At 44.8% G+C, this 24,126-nt stretch carries 25 protein-coding genes; 8 read left to right on the top strand and 17 right to left on the bottom strand.

The features are described 5' to 3' along the window. Positions 1-12: 12 nt before the first annotated feature. Positions 13-1,518, top strand: a complete 1,506-nt coding sequence (locus ICN48_RS03115) for a tetratricopeptide repeat protein (RefSeq protein WP_216152287.1) — start codon at positions 13-15, stop codon at positions 1,516-1,518. Here ICN48_RS03115 and ICN48_RS03110 read toward each other — a convergent pair. After that, positions 1,515-2,840, bottom strand: a complete 1,326-nt coding sequence (locus ICN48_RS03110; RefSeq protein ID WP_216152286.1) for an MFS transporter — start codon at positions 2,838-2,840, stop codon at positions 1,515-1,517. The two genes, ICN48_RS03115 and ICN48_RS03110, sit on opposite strands and share 4 nt — an antisense overlap. A 196-nt stretch (positions 2,841-3,036) precedes the next feature. Here ICN48_RS03110 and ICN48_RS03105 point away from each other — a divergent pair, with 196 nt between their 5' ends. After that, positions 3,037-3,621 (top strand): phasin family protein, encoded by a 585-nt coding sequence (locus ICN48_RS03105; RefSeq protein ID WP_216152285.1) that lies wholly within the window; start codon positions 3,037-3,039, stop codon positions 3,619-3,621. A gap of 112 nt (positions 3,622-3,733) precedes the next feature. Here ICN48_RS03105 and rmuC read toward each other — a convergent pair whose 3' ends face one another. From rmuC to hemA, 5 genes are all read right to left on the bottom strand, one after another. After that, a complete protein-coding gene (gene rmuC, locus ICN48_RS03100; protein ID WP_216152284.1) occupies positions 3,734-5,008 on the bottom strand; it encodes a DNA recombination protein RmuC in 1,275 nt (424 codons plus the stop codon). Positions 5,009-5,037: 29 nt separating this feature from the next. Beyond that, positions 5,038-5,346 carry a Grx4 family monothiol glutaredoxin gene (grxD, locus tag ICN48_RS03095; RefSeq protein ID WP_216152283.1) on the bottom strand — a complete coding sequence of 103 codons (309 nt, stop codon included), beginning with the start codon at positions 5,344-5,346 and terminating at the stop codon, positions 5,038-5,040. A 95-nt stretch (positions 5,347-5,441) separates the two neighbouring features. Then, the gene (gene prmC, locus ICN48_RS03090; protein WP_216152282.1) at positions 5,442-6,284 is read right to left on the bottom strand and encodes a peptide chain release factor N(5)-glutamine methyltransferase; all 843 of its coding nucleotides are present in this window, start codon (positions 6,282-6,284) and stop codon (positions 5,442-5,444) included. Positions 6,285-6,308: 24 nt separating this feature from the next. Further along, positions 6,309-7,388, bottom strand: a complete 1,080-nt coding sequence (prfA, locus tag ICN48_RS03085; RefSeq protein WP_216152281.1) for a peptide chain release factor 1 — start codon at positions 7,386-7,388, stop codon at positions 6,309-6,311. After that, complete coding sequence (gene hemA, locus ICN48_RS03080; RefSeq protein ID WP_216152280.1) at positions 7,389-8,705, bottom strand: glutamyl-tRNA reductase; 1,317 nt, start codon at positions 8,703-8,705, stop codon at positions 7,389-7,391. It lies immediately after the preceding gene. A 1-nt stretch (position 8,706) separates the two neighbouring features. Here hemA and ICN48_RS03075 point away from each other — a divergent pair, with 1 nt between their 5' ends. After that, the gene (locus ICN48_RS03075) at positions 8,707-9,003 is read left to right on the top strand and encodes a hypothetical protein (protein WP_255539437.1); all 297 of its coding nucleotides are present in this window, start codon (positions 8,707-8,709) and stop codon (positions 9,001-9,003) included. Here ICN48_RS03075 and ICN48_RS03070 read toward each other — a convergent pair. The 4 genes from ICN48_RS03070 to ICN48_RS03055 are packed head-to-tail and all read right to left on the bottom strand — an operon-like array spanning position 8,992 to position 13,518. Then, on the bottom strand, positions 8,992-9,747 hold the full coding sequence (locus tag ICN48_RS03070) for a uracil-DNA glycosylase (RefSeq protein WP_216152279.1): 756 nt from the start codon (positions 9,745-9,747) through the stop codon (positions 8,992-8,994). The genes ICN48_RS03075 and ICN48_RS03070 overlap by 12 nt on opposite strands. Positions 9,748-9,753: 6 nt before the next feature. Next, positions 9,754-11,529, bottom strand: coding sequence for a M61 family metallopeptidase (locus tag ICN48_RS03065; RefSeq protein WP_216152278.1), 1,776 nt, complete (start codon positions 11,527-11,529; stop codon positions 9,754-9,756). Positions 11,530-11,534: 5 nt separating this feature from the next. After that, a complete protein-coding gene (locus tag ICN48_RS03060) occupies positions 11,535-12,251 on the bottom strand; it encodes a DsbC family protein (RefSeq protein ID WP_216152277.1) in 717 nt (238 codons plus the stop codon). Further along, positions 12,244-13,518 carry an FAD-dependent monooxygenase gene (locus ICN48_RS03055; RefSeq protein WP_216152276.1) on the bottom strand — a complete coding sequence of 425 codons (1,275 nt, stop codon included), beginning with the start codon at positions 13,516-13,518 and terminating at the stop codon, positions 12,244-12,246. Before ICN48_RS03055 ends, ICN48_RS03060 begins: the two co-directional genes overlap by 8 nt. 40 nt (positions 13,519-13,558) lie before the next feature. Between ICN48_RS03055 and ychF the strand changes: the two genes are divergently transcribed. Continuing rightward, a complete protein-coding gene (ychF, locus tag ICN48_RS03050; RefSeq protein WP_216152275.1) occupies positions 13,559-14,653 on the top strand; it encodes a redox-regulated ATPase YchF in 1,095 nt (364 codons plus the stop codon). A gap of 73 nt (positions 14,654-14,726) precedes the next feature. On the opposite strand, the gene ICN48_RS03045 is transcribed toward ychF, so the two are convergent. Then, positions 14,727-15,077, bottom strand: coding sequence for a hypothetical protein (locus ICN48_RS03045; protein ID WP_216152274.1), 351 nt, complete (start codon positions 15,075-15,077; stop codon positions 14,727-14,729). Between the two features lie 105 nt (positions 15,078-15,182). Here ICN48_RS03045 and ICN48_RS03040 point away from each other — a divergent pair, with 105 nt between their 5' ends. Next, positions 15,183-15,752 carry a hypothetical protein gene (locus ICN48_RS03040; protein WP_216152273.1) on the top strand — a complete coding sequence of 190 codons (570 nt, stop codon included), beginning with the start codon at positions 15,183-15,185 and terminating at the stop codon, positions 15,750-15,752. Here the strand turns inward: ICN48_RS03040 and trpC are convergent. The 5 genes from trpC to rpe are packed head-to-tail and all read right to left on the bottom strand — an operon-like array spanning position 15,733 to position 20,370. Beyond that, positions 15,733-16,536, bottom strand: coding sequence for an indole-3-glycerol phosphate synthase TrpC (trpC, locus tag ICN48_RS03035; protein WP_216152272.1), 804 nt, complete (start codon positions 16,534-16,536; stop codon positions 15,733-15,735). The genes ICN48_RS03040 and trpC overlap by 20 nt on opposite strands. A gap of 10 nt (positions 16,537-16,546) precedes the next feature. Further along, on the bottom strand, positions 16,547-17,572 hold the full coding sequence (gene trpD, locus ICN48_RS03030) for an anthranilate phosphoribosyltransferase (protein WP_216152271.1): 1,026 nt from the start codon (positions 17,570-17,572) through the stop codon (positions 16,547-16,549). Positions 17,573-17,589: 17 nt separating this feature from the next. Beyond that, on the bottom strand, positions 17,590-18,156 hold the full coding sequence (locus ICN48_RS03025; protein ID WP_216152270.1) for an aminodeoxychorismate/anthranilate synthase component II: 567 nt from the start codon (positions 18,154-18,156) through the stop codon (positions 17,590-17,592). Continuing rightward, positions 18,140-19,645 (bottom strand): anthranilate synthase component I, encoded by a 1,506-nt coding sequence (gene trpE, locus ICN48_RS03020; RefSeq protein ID WP_216152269.1) that lies wholly within the window; start codon positions 19,643-19,645, stop codon positions 18,140-18,142. Before trpE ends, ICN48_RS03025 begins: the two co-directional genes overlap by 17 nt. Continuing rightward, entirely contained in the window at positions 19,645-20,370 is a 726-nt protein-coding gene (gene rpe / locus ICN48_RS03015) for a ribulose-phosphate 3-epimerase (RefSeq protein ID WP_216152268.1), read from the bottom strand. Before rpe ends, trpE begins: the two co-directional genes overlap by 1 nt. A gap of 49 nt (positions 20,371-20,419) precedes the next feature. On the opposite strand from rpe, the gene apaG reads away from it, so the two are divergent. The 3 genes from apaG to ICN48_RS03000 all read left to right on the top strand — a co-directional run bounded on the left by apaG (position 20,420) and on the right by ICN48_RS03000 (position 22,858). After that, entirely contained in the window at positions 20,420-20,794 is a 375-nt protein-coding gene (gene apaG / locus ICN48_RS03010) for a Co2+/Mg2+ efflux protein ApaG (RefSeq protein WP_216152391.1), read from the top strand. A 129-nt stretch (positions 20,795-20,923) separates the two neighbouring features. Then, complete coding sequence (locus tag ICN48_RS03005; protein WP_216152267.1) at positions 20,924-22,054, top strand: murein transglycosylase A; 1,131 nt, start codon at positions 20,924-20,926, stop codon at positions 22,052-22,054. 27 nt (positions 22,055-22,081) lie between these two features. Then, positions 22,082-22,858: an enoyl-CoA hydratase gene (locus ICN48_RS03000; RefSeq protein ID WP_216152266.1), complete on the top strand. Its 777-nt coding sequence runs from the start codon at positions 22,082-22,084 to the stop codon at positions 22,856-22,858. Positions 22,859-22,878: 20 nt separating this feature from the next. On the opposite strand, the gene ICN48_RS02995 is transcribed toward ICN48_RS03000, so the two are convergent. Then, positions 22,879-24,075, bottom strand: coding sequence for a M20 aminoacylase family protein (locus ICN48_RS02995; protein WP_216152265.1), 1,197 nt, complete (start codon positions 24,073-24,075; stop codon positions 22,879-22,881). Positions 24,076-24,126 lie beyond the last annotated feature (51 nt).

The following is a 24,126-nucleotide window of genomic DNA, read 5'->3' as shown; positions in this document are numbered from 1 at the left end:
AATTGGCGAGGAATGGATTTAGGAACTCAAATTCTTATTAAGAATGCTCTACATCATCTTCAGCTTAAAGAGTTTGATAAAGCTCAGGCATTACTAAATAAAGCCTTGGTCTCCTCTCCTGGTGAGTCCGATGTTTTCCGCTTAATGTCTGTAAATTCAGCGCTGCAATTTAAGTTTGAGGATGCGCTGAAGCTTATTGATCAAGCAATCGAGCTGGATCCCGGCAATGGAGTTGCTCATAGCAATCGTGGAAATATTTTAAAAGAACTTGGTCGTTATGAAGAGGCGCTAGCTGCCTTGGATGAAGCCATCAAAATTACCCCCACTTATGCAGAGGCTTATAGCAATAAAGGGAATGCTCTTCAAGAGTTATATTGCTTTGAAGATGCCTTGGGATGGTATGACCGTGCCGTTTCATTAAACCCTCATTACGCAGAGGCATACAGCAATAAAGGTAACGCTCTGCTTTTATTGGGACGCCCCGAGGAAGCCATGCAATGCTTTGATCAAGCTACTGCCATTAATCCTAATTATGTAGATGCATACTGGCATAAAGGTTTGCTTCAATTAATTTACGGTGACTATGAAAATGGTTGGCAAAATTATGAAGCTCGTTGGTTTAAGTCGAATCCAATTCAGTTTCAATTTACGAATACTCCAAGACTCGAAAGTCTCGATAGCATTGCGGGCAAAAAGATCCTTATTTGGTCCGAACAGGGTCTGGGTGATACCTTACAGTTTTGTCGCTATATAAAACCTTTATTTGAACTTGGTGTGCAAGTGACATTTGGGGTCCCCGCTCCGCTTCTCAATGTATTGGGAGGGTTAGCAAAATTCTGCAATCTGATTGCCATTAATGACATTAAGAATGATGGTTTTGATTTTCAGTCGCCCTTATTAAGTCTGCCTTTGTTGTTTAAAACAGCCCTAGACTCAATTCCCAATCAAATCCCTTATTTAGATGTTAATCAAGCGCAGAAGAGTTCTTATGAACAAGGGATCGTAAACAATCAAAACCTTCGAGTAGGGCTAATTTGGAATGGCGGCTTTAGGGCTGAGCATCCAGAGCTGTGGGCTATTAATAAACGCCGTAATATTGAATTGGATCAAATTGCGGTATTAAAAGACATTCCGGGAGTGGATTTTTTTGGTCTGCAAAAAGGCGATCCCGCTGAATCAGAACTAGCCGCTAGAAAAGATCAAGTCTGGCCTGAGCTTATTAATTGCGTTCATTTACTCAATGACTTCTCAGATACTGCTGCGCTGATGGATTGCCTAGATCTGATTATTTCTGTAGATACCTCTTCAGCACATTTGGCTGGGGCACTCGGTAAGCCAGTATGGATTCTCAATCGCTACGATTCTTGTTGGCGATGGTTAAGAGGTAGAGAGAATAGTCCCTGGTATCCAACAGCAAAAATCTATCAGCAAAAACAACCGGGTAATTGGGATGAGGTCGTTGCGCGTGTAAGGCTTGATTTGAATGATCTTGCGCAAAAGAAGCGCGCGGCACTTTAAGTGTTGAGATCAACTTTTTTGGTTTCTGGTAAATAAAAGAGAGCCGTTAATCCTGCGCTTGCCAAAAAAATAGTCGGATACCAAAGGCCGGCGGTAGCCGTTCCCCATTGTTGATTTAGCCAAGTGACAATCAGGGGGAGTAGGCCGCCAATCCATCCAGCTGCTAAATTATGAGGAAGTGTTGCAGCGCTATTGCGTGATTTTGCTGGAAACAATTCTGCTAAAAACGCCGTTTGTGGGCCGACTACTAATGCCAAAGCAAGAGATAGGCATGCAAGAATTGCACTAATGAGCAGAAGATTTTCATTATTGCTTAGTTGTTGATATGAACTGCCTAAATACTGAAGTGCATTAAATGCTGGAATCGTAATTACCGCACCAAAAATAAGACCGCTGACAACGACAGTCTTGCGTCCCACCTTATCAGAGAGCCAACCCGCAAACACTGTCAGCGGCAATAGGCAGAGTGTTGAATAAAGGCTGAGTTGGTCGACGATTTCGGGCGCTAACTTGACGGATGTTTTTAAAAAGATTGCTGTGTAAACCTGTACACAGAAAAAAAGAACAGCACCACCAGATGAAATACAAAAGAATAGTAAAAACATTCTTTTGCGCGTCTGAGGATCACGGAAATTGCTTATTAAAGGATTCTCGAGCTTGCTGTTATTTTTGGAGAGCCCTAAAAACACGGGCGTTTCCTCTAAAGCCATTCGTGCCTTAAATGCGATTAACAACAGCACAATGGAAATCCAAAAAGGCACACGCCAACCCCAGGATTGAAATTCTTCTGGCGATAGGTAATTTCTGAGCAAGGCAATTTGCAGAGTCGAGAACAGAATGCCAAGTGGACCCATGAGTTGTAAGAAGCTCGTTTTAAATCCTCTATACTCATTACCGGCATGCTCAGTGAGATAAACGGCACTCCCGCCGATCTCCCCACCAGCTGATAGCCCCTGAAGAAGGCGTAAAGCTACCAAGAGGGTTGGCGCCCAAATTCCTGCTTGGGCATAGGTGGGCAAAAAGCCAACGCTAACAGTCGCAATCCCCATCAGGACAATGGTGATCATGAAGACTGGCTTACGGCCAATCCGATCGCCCATAGAGCCAAAAAGAGCAGCTCCAATAGGCCTAACCACCATCCCAACACCAAAGGTTGCCAAACTCGCTAAAAGGGCTGTATTTGGGTCGGTTGAGGGAAAGAATAGGGGGGCGAAAACTACTGCTAGGGTCGCAAAGGTTAAAAAGTCGTACCACTCCAAAAAGGTTCCAAAGCAGGCTGCAATGGCCACTTTTCGGTAGGTATGATTATTCTGGTTCGACATTAAGTGATTGATTATGCTAAGTTTATTTTATTTAAGGGATATATTTGTTGCAAAGCAGCAAAAACTTCTTGATTTGCCCTATTCCTTCAGTTACAGTTTCATGGTGCAGTGCAATATTTAAGGTATCTACAGTTTTCCATCTCTTAAATCGTGTGCTTAATTGACTAGTTGTACCACTTAATTTCTGGAGAAATACATGAACCAAGATCAAATCACCGCTAAATTGTCCCAAATTAACAGCAAAGGCCTTGAGGCTTCATTTTCTTTGAGCGAAGCTGCTTTGGAAAATGCTCAAAAATTGGCTGAGTTGAATTACGCAGCTTCTAAAGATGTATTGGTAAACGCTCAAGATGGTATTCAGCAAGTTTTGACAGCTAAAGATCCAAAGCAAGTTACTGAAATCTTTACTGCTGATTCTTTGCAAGCTGCTGGTAACCAAGCCGTTGCTTATCAAAAGAAAGTAAGCAAAGTATTGCGTGATGGCAATAAAGAGTTTTCAAACGTAGTTGACGCAAGCATCGACCAGTTGCAAGATGGCTTCCAGGATTGGCTCAATACAGTTACTGCTAATGCGCCTGCAGGTTCTGATGCTTTCTTGTCATCATTCAAGACTGTATACGGTAGCGCGTTGCAAAGTTTTGAACAGTTCCGCGCTGCTAGCAAGGAAGCTTTTGTGAATGCAGAAAAAACTGCTGATCAAGCAATCGAAACTGTACAAGGTCAAATTGCCCAAGTTAAAAAAACTGCTACACCTGCATCACGTAGCCGTAAATCTGCTTAAGCTAGAAGACTTAGATTCAGTAGTTAGAATAAAAAACCCCGCTTAGTGTGAACTAGGCGGGGTTTTTGTTTGTCTAAATTTTTTCAATATTTATTTAGGCTACTGGCTGCAATTATTCGAAGTCAGAAGAGGATTCAATCAAGGGTGTAGCCAGATTTTTACTGGGCTTAACGCCTAACTCACGTACTTTTTCAGCAGAACGAATGAGATTGCCCTTGCCAGTTTTTAGTTTGTTGAATGCATCGTGATAGCTCGTTTGCGCTTGATCGAGACGTTGTCCGAGTTTCTCAAGATCATCTACAAAGCCAACAAACTTATCGTAAAGGTTGCCACATTGTTTTGCGATCTCTAGAGCATTTCTATTTTGATGATCTTGTCTCCACAGATGCGCTACTGTTCGCAGCGTCGCCATGAGAGTGCTTGGACATACCAACACAATATTTTTTACTAGAGCTTCTTGATATAGATTGGGCGCAGTCTTTAATGCAAGCAAGAACGCTGGCTCAATAGGTACAAACATTAAAACAAAGTCAACTGAACCCACCCCATAAAGCGAGCTATAGTTCTTTCCAGATAGGCCTTGGATGTGCTGGCGTAAAGACTGAATATGGGAGGTCAACTCTTGCTCAGCAACTACAGGATCCGTAGTTTCAGCATGACGAGCATAAGCTGTTATAGATACTTTGCTATCAACAACCAAACTTCTACCTTCGGGTAACTTAATTACCACGTCGGGCTGCAGACGCGATCCATCAGTTTGAGTGTGGCTATCTTGAACAAGGTATTCCTCTCCTTTGCGAAGGCCTGAGGATTCTAAAATGGATTCCAACACTAGCTCGCCCCAATTACCTTGAACCTTGGAGTCCCCTTTTAGGGCCTGGGTTAAAGAGCGCGTTTCATCTGACATACGAAGATTGAGATTGGCTAGGCGCTCGATTTCACTTTTGAGGGCATGGCGTTCACGGGCTTCATTGCCATAGGAAGTGCTGACCTGCTCTTTAAATTCTGTCAGCTTGGTTTGCAATGGCTTTAGTAAGGCATCTAGGCTGGCTGTATTTTGTTCGGTAAAGCGCTTGGACTTATCTTCTAAGATTTCATTGGCCAAATTTTTGAACTGATTTGTTAGTGCTTCTTTGGCCTCATTAAGAGACTCAATTCTTCCTAGGCCCTGTTTACGTTCTGAGTCTAATTCTGCTTCGAGACGAATCGCATTTTGTAGTGCTTGGTCGCGTTCTGCGCGCAAGCTAAGCGCTAGAGCAAGCTCTGTTTGGGCTTGCAGCTCAACACGAGCAAGGCTAGAGCGGAGATTCAGTGCATAAACTAAAAGGCCTGCACAAACTCCAAATGGCAGGCCAAATAGTAGAAGAGAACTTAAATCAAAAGTCACAGCGTCAAAGGCCTTGGCGAAAAGTTTGCTTAAGCTTTAACGAGTTTTTGTAATTCGCCAGACTGAAACATTTCAGTCATGATGTCAGAGCCACCAATAAATTCACCATTGATGTAGAGCTGAGGAATCGTTGGCCAATTTGAAAACTCTTTAATGCCTTGACGAATTCCAGCATCTTCTAAGACGTTTACTGTATGGAGGTTTTCAACACCGCTAGCGCGCAAGATGTTGATAGCGTTCCCAGAAAAGCCGCACTGTGGAAACTGTGCAGTTCCCTTCATGAATAAAACTACTGGATGGCTAGTAACGATTTCTTTAATTTGAGCTTGTGAGTCCATAGATTCTTTCTAGTAGGGCGACCTTCTTACGAAGATGGTTTGATAATAGGGTTTGACTGATTTTAAGACTTAATGCGAAAAAAGGTTATTTCACCCTATTTTCTGCCTGAGGCGACACGGTAATGACCACCTAAATCCAAATGTGTTTGTATGTCATGAAAATCAGCTTGTTTCATGAGGGCTACAACCGCTTCTGACTGGTCAAAGCCATGCTCAACGGCAAGTAGGCCATTTGTATTTAGATGGCATTTGGCGCCTGAAATAATAATTTCTAAGCAGGTGAGTCCGCTACCATGATCAGTCAGAGCAGAGACTGGTTCAAAGCGCAGGTCACCCTGATTTAAATGGCTATCCTGGGAGGCGATATAAGGTGGATTGCTGAGAATGATGTCAAAAGACATATTTTTATCTAATGCTTCATACCAGTTTCCTTGCAAAAACTGTACACGAGCGGCGATATTCAATAAGACAGCATTTTTTTGGGCAATTGCTAGGGCTTCGAATGATTGATCGGTGGCGGTAATTTGTGCGCTGAGTGATTCATACGCAAGCGCTAAGGCAATGGCTCCAGACCCCGTTCCCAGATCAAGAATGTTCACAGGGCCATTTAAGCGATTGATTTCACGTAAACCAATTTCAACCAAGAGCTCGGTTTCTGGGCGTGGTATCAAAACGCCAGGGGCAACATACAGCTCAATATTATGAAACCCCCTTTTACCTACTAGGTAGGCAATTGGCTCACCATTAAGCCTTCTAATTTCAAGATCTCTCCAATCTGCCAATGCTTCTGCGTATAGCGTCATCTCATCTCGAGAAAGCAGGGCTGAGCGAGGAAGTTGGTAATGTTTATCTAGAACGTGGGCCATGAGGATTTTTGCCTCTGCTGGCGAAAGGGCTGTATCTCTCAATAGAGAGCGCAGACTTAAATCTTTACTCACGGTTGTAGTTATCGCTTTAATAGCTTAGTTATCACCGAGGGCTGCAAGTAACTCCGCTTGATGCTCGGAGGCAAGAGCGTTGCAAAGATCATCGATATCACCATCCATCATGGCATCGATTTTATAAAGCGTAAGGTTAATACGATGGTCCGTGATACGACCTTGGGGGAAGTTATAGGTGCGGATGCGATCGCTACGATCACCAGAGCCAACCAGGGACTTGCGGGTCTGCGCTTCGAGTTGATGTTTCTCACGTTCCCGGGCATCCATAATGCGAGAAACCAATACCTTCATTGCTTGCTCTCGATTGCGGTGTTGGCTACGATCATCTTGGCACTCCACTACTGTGCCGGTAGGTAAGTGTGTAATACGCACTGCTGAGTCGGTCTTATTAATGTGCTGACCGCCAGCGCCTGAGGCGCGGAAGGTGTCGATACGTAATTCAGCAGGATTAATTTTGACTGCTTCAAGTTCGTCTGCTTCCGGCATCACTGCCACAGTACAGGCAGAGGTGTGAATGCGTCCTTGAGTTTCCGTTTGGGGAACTCGTTGCACACGATGACCACCGGATTCAAACTTGAGACGTGAGTAGACAGATTGACCTACTAAGCGCAGAACAACTTCTTTGTATCCGCCTAAATCAGATTCAGCGGCACTGACCATTTCCACTTTCCAGCCTTGGCGCTCAGCAAAGCGGGTATACATGCGCAGGAGGTCACCAGCGAAGAGTGCACTTTCATCACCACCAGTACCCGCACGAATTTCTAAGAAAACATTGCGGTCATCATTTTCATCCTTAGGAAGCAAAAGCTTTTGTAATGTGCTCTCAAGCTCTTCCATCGTAGCTAAGGCCTGTTTTTGCTCATCATCAGCAAAGTCCCTCATCTCCGGATCTTTGCGCATATCTTCCGCAGCTTGGGCATCTGCCTCGGCCTGCTTATAGAGGCCAAACTGCTCAACAACGGTAGCAATGTCAGAATGTTCGCGCGTGAGCTTCCGGTAGGCATCCATATCTTTGGTTGCCTCTTCAGAAGTTAATAGGGAGTTAAGTTCGGCTAAGCGCGTGTCTAGGTGGTCTAGCTTAGCCCGCATGCTGGGCTTCATCTAATGGTCTTCTGGCTTGGAATGCGAGGCGAATAGTTTAGGTAACAACTTAATCAGGGCGTCACGCTCAGCGCCATTCGAGTGTTGAAGTGCATGGAGCGAACCATGCAAAAATTTATTGGTTAAGCCTTGAGCCATAGCATTAAGAACTTCTTGTGGATCTTCGCCGCGCATCAAACGTTTCATTGCACGATCAAGTTCGAGTTGACGCAATCGTTCACCTTGCTGCTGAATATCCTGAATGAGTGGGACTGCATTACGGCCTTGCATCCAATGCATAAAATTACCAACGCGATCTTCGATAATTGCTTCAGCTTGGCTAACAGCTGCTTGACGCAAATTTGCGCCAGTCTGAATCATGACTCCCAGATCATCAACTGTATAGAGATAGATATCATCTAATCGAGAGATCTCAGGTTCAAAGTCTCGTGGTACTGCTAAATCAATCATCACCATAGGCTTGTGGCGACGCTGTTTCAGTGCACTCTCTACCATACCAAGACCAATAATAGGCAAGGATGAGGCGGTGCTCGACACAATAATGTCGAACTCGTGTAAACGTCCAGGCAGCTCTGAGAGCTTGAAAGATTCAGCCTCTATATCTTGCTCTGAAATAGAGTCTGCTAACTCCTGGCCACGCTCAATAGTACGGTTGGCAATAGCCACCATCTTCGGTTTGCGAGAAACAAAATGGGTGGCGCATAAGGTGATCATTTCACCCGCGCCAATAAATAAAATCTTTTGATCTGAGATCTTTTCAAAGATTCGCTCTGACAGGCGAACAGATGCTGCTGCCATAGAAATGGAGTGCGCGCCAATTTCAGTAGAGCCACGAACTTCTTTTGCTACCGCAAACGTTTTCTGAAAGAGTTGGTTGAGATAGGTTCCTAAAACACCAGCATCGTTTGCAGTGCGAACAGCATCTTTCATTTGACCCAAAATTTGAGTCTCACCAATCACCATAGAGTCTAAACCGCAAGCAACTCTGAACGCATGTCGAACCGCATCTGATTGTGGCAGCGAATAAATATGCGGCTCAAGACTGCTTGGAGCAAGTTGTTGGGTTTTAGCTAACCAATCAAAAGTAGCTTCATGTAAAAGCCCTGCAGCACTAGCATCATTTGCTGCGCAGTAGACTTCAGTGCGGTTGCAGGTTGACAAAATAGTGGCCTCGGGCAGCCCAGCCTGATTCGCGCCAACCAAATGTTGGCGAAGATCGTGTAACGCTTCTTGAAGAAATTCAGGGTCAAAGGCGACCTTTTCCCGAACGGCTAGCGGCGCTGTGTGATGATTGATGCCGAGTGTCAACAACTTCATAATGTCAATTATAGATTTGATGGCAGCATTAATGGGGGTATCAATGGGGTTTTTAGCTTTTCTGGTGATTGGGGGTATTTCTGGGGCATCGGCCTGGATTTTTTACCCTGGCACTTCCTCTGGGCTTAGATCCGGAAGGATCCTCATTGCCTTCTTGCTTGGGTTTATTGCGGCAGCCATCAGCTCGTATTTAGGGCAATACTGGGATCTGTTCCAGTCTGGGCAAATCCTAGAATGGGCTAGCGCTATTTTTGCTTCTTGTGCAGTGGGTTGCGTTTTTACTGCTTTAGCTAAATAAATCAGTTTGAGTGCTTTCGATCCACACAATGGGCGGGGAATTGTGCTCACTTAGCAATTGATTGGCTTTGGTGAAGTGACCACAGCTTGCTTTACCTCCAGGCTCTAAAAAAGGCCTATCCGTCTTATAAACCCCTAAGCCAGATGGATGAGAGGACTGCAAAATATGCTGAGAATTGCCACCCTGAATCAGCGGCAATTTAGATTGGGCATGCCCTCCCCACAGCATCCAGACGAGATGAGGCTTTTGCTTTGATAGCGCGCTAATGAGGTGGTCAATAAAACTCTTCCACCCTAAATTTGCATGGCTACCTGCTTCACCTAATTTGACGCTTAAAGCCGCGTTGAGTAAAAGGACTCCTTGTTCAGCCCAGTGATGAAGATCTCCATTTGGTAAAGATCCAAAACCTTCTAGCATCAGTGCTTTACTGATGTTTCGTAGTGAGCTGGGAAATGCTCGTGAGTTCACTGCAATCTCGGCGGGTATCGAAAATGCTAATCCCTGTGCCAAACCGGCTGAATGGTATGGATCTTGGCCTAAGATTACTACTTTTACTGAATGGACTGGGCTCAGTTTTAGGGCTTTAAAAAAGTTTTGAGGCTCAGGCCTGACAGCACTCAGATCTAAATCTAAAAGAGTCTGTAAATTTTTCTCTAAAGTTTGCCAATCTGATGACTCGAAATAACTCCCAAGTAATTCTTGCCAATCATTTGGAATATCGTCTTTTGAAAATAACGCTTTCAATTTTGGTCAAACATCTTTCTTGGGAAATAGTTCGTATTGAACCGGTATTGAGGCGGACTGAAGCGAGACCATACGCTCATGCTCCAAATCATCACGATAGAAGGTAATGCGAAGATGCGCATTTTCGGAAAGACTACCTAAGACCCTATCCCAGCAGGCACTCGTGACCCGCTGCCCATCAATACTGGACAGTAAGTCACCAGTTGCTAAGCCTGCTACTTGAGCAATGCCGCCATCAAGAACGTGGGTCACCTTCAGCCACCCATTGGCATCGGTATGACGCATACCAAATTGCAACTTTAACTTTTCTAGAGTCGACTGGGATTTGAGTTTTACGGAAATGAGATTTGAGCCTATCCATTTTTGTAGTGGAATATCTTCAAAGCCAAAAATATATCGCGCCTTCATCTCATTCCAAATTTCCCCAAAGTCGTTGCCTAGCAACTCAAAAATCAACTCATCTAGCCCATCCTCTGCAATGCCCTCGCTGCCATGCTTGCGCCAAAGCAGGCGCATAAGGTCGTCAAGAGATTGTTTATTTTTAGTAAATGCGCGTATTTGTAAATCTAGGCCAAGCGCAAGTAAGGCGCCTTTGCCGTAGTAGCTTACAACGGCATTCGGCGTGTTCTCATCAGCCTGGTAATACTTGGTCCATGCATCAAAAGAGCTATCAGCCAAACTCTGCTTCTGGCGGCCAGGACCGCGCAAAATACCATTCCAATTGTCGGAAACTAGTTTTAAATAAGTTTTGAGATCAATGCGTTTGCTACGCAATAACTGAAGGTCGTCGTAATAACTGGTAAAGCCTTCAAATACCCACAGCAGCCGAGTGTGGTTACGCTTAGAGAGGTCATAGGGTTGAAACGCTTTAGGCTGAATTCTTTTCACTAGCCATGCATGAAAATACTCATGACTACACAAGCCTAGAAATTCTCTATAAGTAGATTCTTCAAAAAGAATATTTTCTTGGGGAATCTGATCGCGACGACAGAGTAATGCAGTGCTATTACGATGCTCAAGACCGCCATAGCCATTTAATACTGCGTTGACCAAGAATAGATATTCGCCAAAAGGTGCGCGTTTAGTTTTAGGCTCAAAGAGATCAATAGTGCTTGTACAGATGGCTTGCAAATCTTGCGCTAGACGCTTGGCATCAACAATGTGATTGCATCCTTGGATTGCCATGCGATGAGCAACGCCATTCGATTTCCAGTGAACCAGTTGAAAATCGCCCATTGCCACAGGATGATCTAGAAGATCATCATAATTTTGTGCCATGTAAAAACCAAATCCCCGCTCATCTGTTTTGACTGCCCTTAAGGTAGTTTGCACCGTCCAATGATCAGCAAAGGCAAGTTCTGGAGGGGTGATGGCAAGCGAGCAAGACAAGTGCTCTTGCCCTTGAACGGCTAAGCACAAGCTCGAGGCATTAAAGAATGCTCTTTCGGTATCTAAATATGCAGCGCGAACTGAAGAGTCAAAAGCATAAACAGTGGTGAGGATTTCTACCGAGCCGTTCAGTGGCGGTAGTAGCCAGTGGTCGTTATCGATACGCTCGAGAGCAATTTTTTTTCTAGTGCCTGTAACTGAATACGCCTCAATTAACTCGATTTGTTTGCTGAAATCACGAATTAAATAACTGCCCGGAATCCAAGCCGGCATTTGCAATACTTGCCCATTTGGATCTGGATTGGCAATGTGTAATTTGACACGAAAGCGATGACCATGCAGATCTGCCGGCCAGATCGTATATTGGATTGCAGGTAAGTCGGCATGGTCCATGATGATTATTTCAGTGAGTTAAATTTCTTTTCGATATCTGTGATTTGTACTGCACCAGGAAAGCGGCTGCCATCTGTAAAGAATAGCGTCGGTGTACCTGTGATGCCATAGGTCTTGGCAAAAGCCAAGTTCTTATCTAGCGGTGTAGTGCACTCACCCTTGCCGCTAGGAGCTATGCCGTTAATCATCCAATCAATATATGCCTTGTATGGATCAGAAGAACACCAAATCTGTTTTGATTTTTGCACGGAGTCAGGCGACAGGATCGGAATCAAGTAGGTATAGATAGTCACATTATCAAGTTGTTGCAGCGACTTTTCTAAGCGTTTGCAGTAACCACAGTTGGGGTCAGAGAAAACGGCTAGCTGTCGACTGCCATTACCGCGTACATTTTTGATGGCGTTAGCAGGGTTTAAGTCGCTCCATTTAATCCGGTTTAAATCAGTTTGTCTTTGCTCAGTAATATTTTTACCTGAAGCAAGCTCAATGATTTCTCCCTGTATGAGGTATTTTGCAGAGGCATCAGTGTAGAAAATATCATTGCCAACCAAGACTTCATATAAACCAGTCACCGGCGCTGGTGAAACACTTTTTACTTTAGCGTTTGCCCCCAACTTCTTTTGAATCTCGGTTTTTATTTGTTGTTCTGGTTGTGCGTGAAGTGATCCGGTGCAAAGTAACGTTGCGCTGATAAAAGTAATGGCAGCCAAGAATTTATTCAAAATCAATTTCTCCCAAAGCGCGTTCAATCAAGCGCTGTTTTATAAAGTGACTCTTATTCACGAGACCTAGACCCCAGTTACGGAGCTGGCGTTCAGTGCTGCTACTTGCAGAAAATAATTTCTTGAGTTTATCGGTTACCCATAAGAGTGCGCTAGTATCGCCCTGGCGCTGACGTTCATAACGACGCAATAGCACGATGTCGCTTGGTGATCGGAAGGATTCCCGTTTACCTAAAATATTCAGTAAAACAGCAACATCACGTAAACCCAAATTGAGGCCTTGCCCAGCTAATGGGTGCATGACATGGGCGGCATCGCCGATCAATACTACCTTTGGGGAGGCTTCTGGACCAATAAATCGTTTGGCTCGAATTTTTCTCAAAGGAAAGGCAGTAGGAATTGAGTTGAGAGTCAGTTCACCTAACTGCTTAATAATTGCGCCGTTAGCAATGGATGCAAATTGATTCAACCATTGCGCTTGATCGAGTTTTAACAAATCACTGGCATTTTCTGGTGAGGTTGACCAGACCATGGAAACTTGTTTTCCAGGTAATGGCAACATGGCAACAATATCGCCACCTGGCAAGAACCACTGAAAAGCAGTTTCTAAATGAGGGTAGGTGCAAAGCCAATTAACAACCACTGCGCTTTGTGAATAATTTTCTTCGCTTGCACTCATGCCTAGTTCATTACGAATAGGAGAGTTGGCACCGTCGGCTGCAATGACAAGTTGTGCACGAATACTGCCGCCATTTTTTAAATTCAGAGTACTCCCATCAGTATCTACATGAATTTTTTCAACAGCATCATTAACACGCTCTAGTTTGTTTTGAAAACGCGAAGCTTGATCAATAGTGTGCTCAATTAAGTTGGCCTCTCCAATCCAGGCGAGTTGCGGAGTACCTGCTTCAAATGCAGAAAGATGGAGGGTGTCATTTTTTTCACCTCTATCGCCATAGATTCGCATATCTCTTACTGGTTGCAGACGGTCGTGATCAAGCGCATCCCAGATTTGTAAATGGGACAGTAATTTTTGGGTGCTAGGGGAAAAAGCGTAAATTCTTTGACCCCATTGAGTGCCTTGCGGGTTTGGGACGTTTTGTCCTAAGTCGGGGGCAATCTCGATGGTATTGAGACCAAGCTGGGCTAGGCCTAGGGCGCAAGCCTTACCTACAATGCCTCCGCCAACCACTACAACATCTACGGTACGGTTTTGAGAGCTAGAAATCGAGGACTTTGAGAGGTGATTTTGTTGAACTTCTGACATAACTCGATGATATCGAAACCAGCCCATTTACAATATAGGCATGTCTTTGAAATGTGGCATCGTCGGCCTGCCTAACGTCGGCAAATCTACCCTCTTTAATGCGCTTACCAAGGCTGGAATCGCAGCGGAAAACTATCCTTTCTGCACGATTGAGCCTAACGTGGGCGTTGTTGAGGTTCCTGACCCCCGTCTAGCCGCTTTGGCTGAGATCGTGAAGCCTGAGCGCATCCTGCCGGCGGCTGTCGAATTTGTCGATATTGCTGGTTTGGTAGCTGGAGCCTCAAAAGGTGAAGGTCTTGGCAATCAGTTTTTAGCGAATATTCGTGAAACTGATGCTATTACCCATGTCGTACGGTGTTTTGAGGATCCCAATGTTATCCACGTTGCTGGAAAAATTGACCCTATTGCTGATATTGGTGTGATTGATACCGAATTGGCTTTATCGGACCTGGCAACAGTCGAGAAAACCTTGAATCGCTCAAGTAAGGCTGCTAAGTCTGGAAATGATAAAGAAGCTGCGGCTTTAGTTGCCGTTCTTACTAAAGTGCAAGCCCATCTGGATTCTGCTTTACCAGTACGTAGTTTGAATCTGAGTGACGACGAAAAGCTATTGATTAAACCCTTGTGTTTGATTACTGCTAAACCTGCCATGTACGTTGCAAACGTAAAAGAAGATGGATTCTCAAACAATCCGCATCTTGAGGCAGTTAAGCAGCATGCTGCAAAAGAAAATGCTCCTGTTGTGGCTGTATGCGCCGCAATTGAGGCAGAAATCGCTGACTTGGAAGAGGCTGACAAGATTGAGTTCTTGGCGGACTTAGGCATGGAAGAGCCAGGCTTGGATCGCGTGATTCGTGCGGGTTACTCGTTACTCGGTTTACAAACGTATTTCACAGCAGGCGTTAAAGAAGTTCGCGCATGGACTATTCATGTGGGTGATACAGCGCCGCAAGCGGCTGGTGTTATTCATACTGACTTTGAGCGTGGATTTATTCGTGCCCAGACTATCGCTTACGATGATTTTGTGCAGTTCAAAGGCGAGACAGGCGCCAAGGAAGCCGGCAAGATGCGTGCCGAGGGTAAGGAGTATGTTGTTAAAGATGGTGATGTATTGAACTTCTTATTTAACGTCTAAATTATTTTCATCTTTGCCAAAGAAAAAGCCCTTTTCAGGGCTTTTGTCTATGCAGCACGTAGGTTGAATATTCTTAAGCGGCTTTTGCTGCTTTCTCTAAGCATTTAGAAATATCTTCATAGCGCTTGAGAGCCGCCTTGGTCGGAAGCACTTCTTTTTTGCGTCTATCGGCATTCGCTGCCATTTTGATATAGCCCAAAGCACTAAGATTTTTGAGGCGTCCGTGCAGGGTAGCTTGTGAACCTAAATCGGAAATTGAAATCAGATCACCAACCAATATTGCCTGCTTAGCATGAGCGCAAGAAACAATCTTATTGAGCAAACTCTCTTCGATGCAATCAAGTTTTTTTCCTGGATTGATGCGATCGAGAGCATCAATTAAGTTGAGGAACTTGATATAGGATGATGATTTAGTGTATAACATATTTGTATTTAATTCTAATGACTTTAGGACTATCGTTAGTGTATTCCCTTATTCTGATTTTAGCAATTGATGCGTATCAATAAAAATTAATCCATACTGATGTCAATGTTTAAGTTGTTTAAAATTTCTTCAGAATGGTTTATTGAATGCGCCATTAGTGCGATGGCGTACACATTACTCTTTTATTTCAATAGCTGGCTTACCAATAGTATTGCTTTTGGTCTTGGGGTAAGTTGGATTTATTTGCCGGCCGGTCTGCGCTTATTTCTCACATTGATTTTTGGTTTGCCAGGAGCTATCGGTATTGCTGTAGCTTCTTTCTTAATTAGCTATCACGGTGATTTCTCGCAAGATGTAACGGTATGCATTGGTGTTGGGATCATTTCTGGATTTGTCCCTTACTTAGCTAGATATTTTGCCTTCAGAAATATTCGTCTTGAGTCAGATTTGAGTAATTTAAATTTCCCAAAACTCATTGCTTGTATTTTGACTTTTTCATTGCTTTCAGCAGGCTTCCATCAGTGGCGGTTCTCCATGATGACTTTAGAGGATGCGGGCAGCTTAAATCACTTTGTGGTGATGTTTATTGGCGATGTTCTCGGTTCATTTCTACTGATTGCTTTAATCAAATACTGCTTAGATCTAGTGCGAAAGATTAGGAAAACAGCTCACTAAGGGCTGTGCCTGGATCTATGGCACGCATAAATGCTTCCCCAACTAGAAAAGCATTGATTTGATTGTTACGCATGAGCTCTACATCAGCGCGATTCAAAATGCCCGACTCTGTCACTAAGGTTTTATTGCTAGGAACCATAGACATTAAAGAAAGGGTGGTTTGAAGTGTTACCTCAAAGGTCTTGAGGTTACGGTTATTAATACCAAGCAATGGTGTCTTAAGCTCTAATGCTTGCTCTAATTCTGGGGCATTGTGAACTTCGACCAAAACATCTAAATCTAATTCATGGGCACAAGCTTCGAGCTCTTTCATTTGATTTAGGTCTAAGCAAGCTACGATTAACAAGATTGCATCGGCACCAATTGCGCGGGCTTCATATACTTGATAAGGGTCTATGGTGAAGTCTTTGCGCAGAACGGGAATTTGACATGCCGCACGCGCTTCTTGTAAGTAGATATTGTTTCCCTGGAAATAATCTTTATCAGTAAGCACTGATAAACAAGCGGCGCCATGCTTTTCATAAGATTGAGCGATGGCTGCAGGTAAGAAGTTTTCACGCAAAACGCCTTTACTTGGACTGGCTTTTTTAATTTCAGTGATAACTCCGGCTTTACCAGCAGAGATTTTGTTCTCAATAGCTTGAATAAAGCCTCTTGGCTTGAGCAGGGGATCTTGATTGTTGGCCTCAGCTTGCTCGCGCTGATTAGCAAGCGATATTTTCTGCAGGCAGTTGGCTACCTCAATCTTTTTAGTAGCAACTATTTTGTCGAGGATATCGCTCATGAATAATGAATTATTTAGATTGTGTTGCTGCAACAAAGGTGTCTAATTTTTGACGTGCCGCACCAGAGGCAATGGCCGCTCTAGCCAAAGTAACGCCGCTGGCAATATCTTTAGCTACACCAGCCACATAAAGTGTTGCTCCAGCATTGAGACAAACGATGTCACTGGCTGCACCTGGCTTCCCATCGAGTACATCCAGTACTATTTTCTTAGACTCTTCAGCATTGCTAACTTTAAAGCCATTAGTGGGGGCGATATCTAATCCAAAATCTTTTGGATGAATTTCGTATTCACGAACCACGCCATCCTTGAGTTCGCCTACTAAGGTTGGACCCTCTAGGGAAATTTCATCTAGGCCATCTCGGCCATAAACCACTAGTGCATGATCCATCCCTAGGGCCTGTAATACACGCGCCTGAATACCAACGAGATCAGCATGAAAGACACCCATTAATATCCGCTTGGCATCAGCAGGGTTTGTCAGAGGACCTAGGATATTAAAAATGGTGCGTACGCCAAGTTGTTTACGAATTGGCACTACGTTCTTCATTGCTGGATGGTGATTGGGGGCAAACATAAATCCAGCGCCTACTTTTGAGATGCATTGCGCGACTTGATCGGCAGATAAGGCCAGATTAACGCCAAGCGCCTCTAATACGTCTGCACTTCCTGATTTACTACTCACACTGCGGTTACCATGCTTAGCAATTTTTGCGCCCGCTCCTGCTGCTACGAACATCGCTGCTGTAGAGATATTGAAGGTATGTGCACCATCGCCGCCAGTACCCACTACATCTACTAAATGACTGCGGTCATCAACCTTAACAGAGGTGGCAAACTCACGCATCACTTGTGCAGCTGCGGCGATTTCACCAACAGTTTCTTTTTTAGTACGTAGGGCAACTAGCAATCCAGCAACAAGCTCTGGTGACATTTCACCGCTCATGATGAGGCGCATCATTGCTGTCATCTCGTCATGAAAGAGTTCACGATGTTCAATGCAGCGTTGTAAGGCTTCTTGCGGTGTTATTGGCATAGCACTGTTAATAAACTTTATTTGTTTTGCAAAAAATTCTTAAGCAGGGCATGGCCGTGCTCAGAAAGAATGGATTCTGGATGAAACTGCACACCTTCAACTGCAAGATCTTTATGACGCACGCCCATGATCTCGCCGTCAGATGAAGTTGCGGTTACCTCTAGCATTGCAGGCAAAGAGCTTTTCTCAATAGCTAGCGAGTGGTAGCGGGTCACTTTAAACGGGTCGGGCAAATTTTTAAACACGCCCATACCAGTATGGTGGATGCTATCCGTTTTGCCGTGCATTACCTTTTGGGCGCGAATCACTTTGCCGCCAAATGCTTCACCAATGGCTTGGTGACCTAGACAAACTCCAAGGATTGGAATTTGTCCGGCATAACGCTTGATTGTTTCAACGGATATACCTGCCTCAGAGGGACTGCAGGGCCCGGGCGAGATACAAATGCGTGCGGGATTCAGTTTGGCAATTTCTTCCACGGCAATTTCATCGTTACGAAAGACTTTTACCTCTTCACCGAGTTCTGCAAAGTACTGAACTAGGTTGTAAGTAAACGAATCGTAGTTATCAATCATTAGGAGCATCGAGTCCCCCTTGTACTAAATCTGCTGCAGTTAATACTGCGCGTGCCTTGGCTTCAGTTTCTTTCCATTCGGCGGTCGGGTCTGAGTCAGCTACAACGCCTGCTCCAGCCTGCGAGTGCAGCATGCCGTCACGAATAACGCCTGTACGAATAGCGATTGCCACATCCATATCGCCTGAGAAGGATAAATAACCCACTGCGCCACCGTATACACCGCGCTTCACAATTTCCATTTCATCAATGATTTCCATTGCCCGAATTTTTGGAGCCCCTGATAAGGTGCCTGCAGGGAATGTGGCCCGTAAGACATCCATATTGCTCATATTGTCCAAAAGATCGCCCTCTACAGAGCTCACAATGTGCTGAACATGGGAGTATTTCTCGATAGACATGGAATCTGTTACTTTGACTGAGCCAGTTTTAGCAATGCGACCCACGTCATTACGTGCTAAATCAATCAGCATGACGTGCTCAGCGATTTCCTTTGGATCAGCCAAAAGCTCCTTGGCTAAGCGCTCATCCTCTTCTGGATTGGCTCCGCGAGGGCGGGTGCCTGCTAATGGGCGTATGGTCACAATCTTCTCAGTAGCCCGTTTTTCTTGGCGGACCAAAATCTCAGGGGATGAGCCAACAATTTGCATATCGCCAAAATCATAGAAATACATATAAGGCGATGGATTCAGTGAGCGCAGAGCTCTGTACAGAGCTAACGGAGAATCTGTAAATGGCTTGCTAATGCGTTGACCGATTACCACTTGCATGCAATCACCGGCCAAAATATATTCTTTGGTTTTGAGTACCGCTTTTTCAAAATCTTCCGCTTTGAATTTACGGATGAGATCGGTTTTAGTACTCGGTAAAGAAACCGGCATATTTGCTGGCTTACCAAGGCATGTCAGTAATTCTTTTAGACGGGCCTGTGATTTTTCAAAGCTATCTGTAACGCTTGGGTCCGCATAAACAATGAAGTAAATTTTTCCAGCTACGTTATCAATCACAGCTAGCTCTTCAGTCAGCATGAGTTGAATATCAGGCACACCCAATTCATCCGGCAAGTGATGCTTAGCTAAACGGTGCTCAATATAACGAACCGTGTCATAGCCAAAGTAACCGGCAAGACCACCACAAAAGCGCGGCATGTCAGGCTGCAAAGCTACCTTAAAGCGTTTGAAGTAAGCATCTACAAAGTCGAGTGGATTATCAGTATTGGTCTCGATAACTAGTCCATCGGTTACCACTTCGTTAACTGGTGCAGAAGGAGTCCCAACAGTTCTCACGATTGTCTTGGCAGGCAGGCCAATAAAGGAGAAGCGGCCGAAACGCTCGCCACCCAATACGGACTCGAGCAAATAAGAATTTGTCTTGCCGAACGCTTGAGTGAGTTTGACGTAGAGGGATAGCGGGGTCTCTAGGTCCGCTAAAACCTCTTTAATTAGAGGAATGCGATTGAAGCCCTGCTTTGCTAGAGCGTTAAATTCTTCGAGCTGCATTACGCTTTCCCTGACTTGCCTAATTCAGTGCGCATTGCTCCAATTACTTGTGCGTAATTCTCTTTTGCATAAATTGCTGAACCTGCGACAAAAGTATCAGCGCCTGCTCGTGCTACTTCCGCAATATTGTCTACTTTAATTCCGCCATCCACTTCAAGACGAATGTGTCGACCAGTTTCTGCTTGAAAGCGATCAAGACGTGCGCGCACTTGAGTAATCTTATTGAGAGTGCTCGGAATAAATGATTGACCACCAAATCCTGGATTCACAGACATGAGTAATACAAGATCCAGTAATTCCAAAGTGTGATCGAGATAATCTAGCGGCGTAGCTGGATTAAATACTAGGCCCGCTTGACATCCTTGATCGCGAATCAAGTTCAGTGTGCGATTGACGTGGGGACTTGCTTCAGGATGAAAGCTAATTAAATTTGCTCCCGCTTTAGCGAAGTCAGGAACGATACGATCTACCGGCTCAATCATGAGGTGCACATCAATCACTGCTGGCTTGCCATCTTTGTTTGCATAGGGGCGAATAGCCTCACAAACTAAAGGGCCAATAGTGAGATTCGGTACGTAGTGGTTATCCATCACATCAAAGTGAATCCAGTCTGCGCCCGCCACTAAAACGTCCTGCACTTCCTTGCCTAGGCAGGCGAAGTCAGCCGACAAAATAGACGGTGCAATGATAAATTGACTGTTTGAGGATGATTTTTGGCTTTCCATCCCTAGATTCTAGCTTGCAGTTGGATTCAGGATGAAGCAGAATTCGACCATGAATCCCCACGAAATGACTGTTTCGGTGAAAGCCCAATACCTCCCAGAGCAATCTGACCCTGATAACCGCCAATTTGCCTTTGCTTACACGGTCACCATTCGCAATACTGGAACAGCTAGTATTCAGGTGATTGCACGCCACTGGTTCATTACCGACGGGGATAACGATGTCCAGGAGGTTCGCGGCTTAGGGGTAGTGGGGCAACAGCCATTATTGCGCTCTGGTGAGCATTTTGAGTACACCAGCTGGGCTACTTTGCCAACCCCTGTAGGCACAATGCGTGGGGAGTATTTTTGCGTTACAGAGGATGCCCAGTTCTTTCAGGCCCCTATTCCAGAATTTGCCCTGGTGATGCCACGCACACTCCATTAATCCAGGGCGTAAAAAACTTATTTCTTGCCTTTGCCTGTCCATAGGACAATAAACAGCAATAGCCCTAAGGCAACAGCGCCCTCAAAAGCGAACAGTAGCATTGGGTATTCATCGAGTAAATTGGCAATCATGATTTCTAAATTTAAATTGGTTTCGCTAAGTGTATTCGCTATCCTCATAGCTAGCTTGATTGCAGGGTGTTCAGCACCCCCTACTCGTACCACAGGATCTCGTGCTGGCGTTTCTGGCGCTTCACCAACTAGTTATAGCTCTTCGATTGCCAGTTTTAGCGCAGTTTCTTGGCAAGCTTTGCCAGGGTGGCAAGAAGATGATCTATCTCAGGCTTGGCCAGCTTGGTTGAAAAGTTGCGATGCTTTGCGTAAGAAAAATAGCGAAGTGAATTGGCGACAAGCCTGTACTCAAGCTAACAATGTATCAAGTAGGGATACACAAGCGATTCGTAAATATTTCGAAAGTAATTTTCAAGCTTATGAAATTCGCAATAGCTCAGCAAGTGACACGGGCTTAATTACTGGTTATTACGAGCCAGTGATGAATGGCTCTCTAACCCGCACGAGTACTTACAACGTCCCTCTCTATGGATACCCTAACGCATGGCGCAAATCTAAACCTAACCCAGGCCCAAGCCGGGCTGAACTCATGAGCTCTGGCATTTTGCAGGGCTCTGAAATTGCATGGGTACAGGACCCAGTAGCAGCTGCTTTTATGCAAATCCAAGGCTCTGGAAAAATTCGTCTTGAAGATGGTCGCATCTTGCGCCTTGGTTATGCTGGTACCAATGATCAACCATTCAAATCATTTGCTCAGTGGTTATTAGATCGCAAGGAAATTACTCGCAGCGAAGCCACCATGCAAGGTATCTCTCAATGGGCTAAACGTAATCCCGGCCAAGTGAATGAAATGCTGAACGCGAATCCTCGTTTTGTTTTCTTCAAAGAGTTACCGGGTAACGTGGCGGCAGATCTAGGCCCCAATGGAGCCCTAGGAGTTCCGCTGACTAGTGAGCGAAGTATTGCGGTGGACTTACAAGCTTTGCCATTGGGTGCACCTGTCTTTTTAGCGACCACTAAACCATTGAGTACTCAGCCTTTGCAAAAATTAGTCATGGCACAAGATACGGGTAAAGCCATTGTGGGTGGCGTAAGAGCAGACTACTATTGGGGGTCTGGAGATTCTGCTGGAGAAATGGCGGGTCGTATGAAACAAAATGGCAGGATGTGGTTATTACTTCCACGTTAATCAAATACATATCACCGAAAGAAGGTCATGAGCTACAAAACAATTTTGACTGAAGTAGAAGGTAAGGTTGCTACCATCACCTTAAATCGTCCCGAAGTACTAAATGCGTTGAATGATCAACTCATGGAAGAGCTTGGTGCTGCATTATTGGCTTTTGATGCAGATGACAATATTGGTTGCATGATTATTACTGGTAGTGAAAAAGCATTTGCTGCTGGAGCAGATATTGCTTCTATGGCTAAATATGGATTAAAGGATGTCTATCGCAGCGACTTTATTACCCGTAACTGGGAGGAGATTAAAAAAGTTCGTAAGCCAGTAATCGCTGCAGTATCTGGTTATGCGCTTGGCGGTGGATGTGAGTTAGCCATGATGTGCGACACCATTATGGCTGCTGATAACGCCAAATTCGCACAGCCTGAAGTGAAGCTCGGCATTATTCCAGGCGCTGGCGGTACGCAACGTTTGCCGCGCGCAGTATCGAAAGCAAAGGCTATGGACCTTGCTCTGACGGGTCGCATGATGGATGCTGCCGAGGCCGAGCGCTCAGGTCTAGTGGCGCGTATCTTCCCGCAAGCAGACTTATTGAAAGAAGTGAAGGCAATTGCTAAAGGCATTGCAGATATGCCTTTATTGACTGCGATGATGGTGAAAGAAAGTATCAATACCGCCTATGAGACTACCTTGTCTGAAGGTATTCATTTTGAACGCCGTCTCTTTCACGCTTGCTTTGGAATGAATGATCAAAAAGAAGGTATGGCAGCGTTTATGGAAAAACGCCCAGCCAAATTTACGAATTCTTAACTGCAGTAGGTTAAAAGAATTTAGTTCTTTTCTAGGAAGCGTTGAGCTAATTTGACCCAATAGCTCACGCCTACTGGAATCAAGGAGTCATTGAAATCATATGAGGGATTGTGCAAGTGGCATGGACCCATGCCATGACCCACAGAGCGATGATCCCCATCTCCATTCCCTAAAAAGACATAACAACCTGGCTTTTCAAGCAACATAAACGCAAAATCTTCAGCACCCATCGTTGGATCGACAGAGCTGTCGACGTTTTGTTCGCCAACCAATTCGCTCATCACCTCTGTTGCAAATTTAACCTCATTTTCATGATTAATGAGAGGGGGGTAATTTCTAGAGAAGGTAGTTTCAGCCTGGCAATCAAATGCACCTGCAACACCATGGGCGATTTCGCGGAGCCGTTGTTCTATTAGATCCAATACATCTAGAGTAAATGTGCGAACTGTGCCACCGATGAAGGCACTATCCGGAATGACATTACTAGTCTCACCTGCATGAAATTGTGTAATCGATAACACTGCAGCGTCTACAGGGCGCTTGTTGCGCGTGATGATGCTTTGCAAGGCAAGCACTACTTGTGCGCCAGCAAATACTGGATCTGCGCTGTTATGAGGAAGGGCGGCATGTCCACCCTTGCCCGTGATGTTGATTTCAAAAGTATTGCTAGATGCCATCATGGGACCGGCAGTAACACCAAAGTGACCTGCCGCAAAACCAGGCCAGTTATGCAAACCAAATACCGCATCGCATGGAAACTCTTTAAAGAGTCCATCCTTGATCATTTCATTCGCACCAGCACCACCTTCTTCGGCCGGTTGAAAAATAAAAATTACCGTACCTTTAAAGTCGCGATGATTTGATAAATATTGTGCGGCCCCCAGGAGCATTGCCGTATGTCCATCATGTCCACACGCATGCATCTTTCCAGGATTTTTTGAGGCATGAGCAAAGTTGTTGTGTTCTTGTAATGGCAGGGCATCCATATCAGCGCGTAGGCCAATCATCTTTCCTGGACCTAAGTCACCATCTAGTCGACCAACTACGCCTGTTTTTCCCATGCCACGGTAAACAGTAATTCCCCAGCTAGAAAGTGCTTCAGCTACCAGATCAGCGGTGCGATTTTCTTCGAAGCGTAATTCAGGATGCGCATGAATATTGCGTCGAATTTCTTGAATAGCTTCCGCGGAGTCAGTAATTTCTGGGATTAAATGCATTCCTTCATCTTATCCGAAAGTCTTTTGATGTGCCTTTGGACGGGGGCGAAT

This window comes from Polynucleobacter sp. JS-Safj-400b-B2 (genome assembly GCF_018881975.1).
GTDB lineage: Bacteria > Pseudomonadota > Gammaproteobacteria > Burkholderiales > Burkholderiaceae > Polynucleobacter.
The sequence above is the reverse complement of the archived record's forward strand: the minus strand, read 5'-3'. Positions and strand labels throughout refer to the sequence as shown.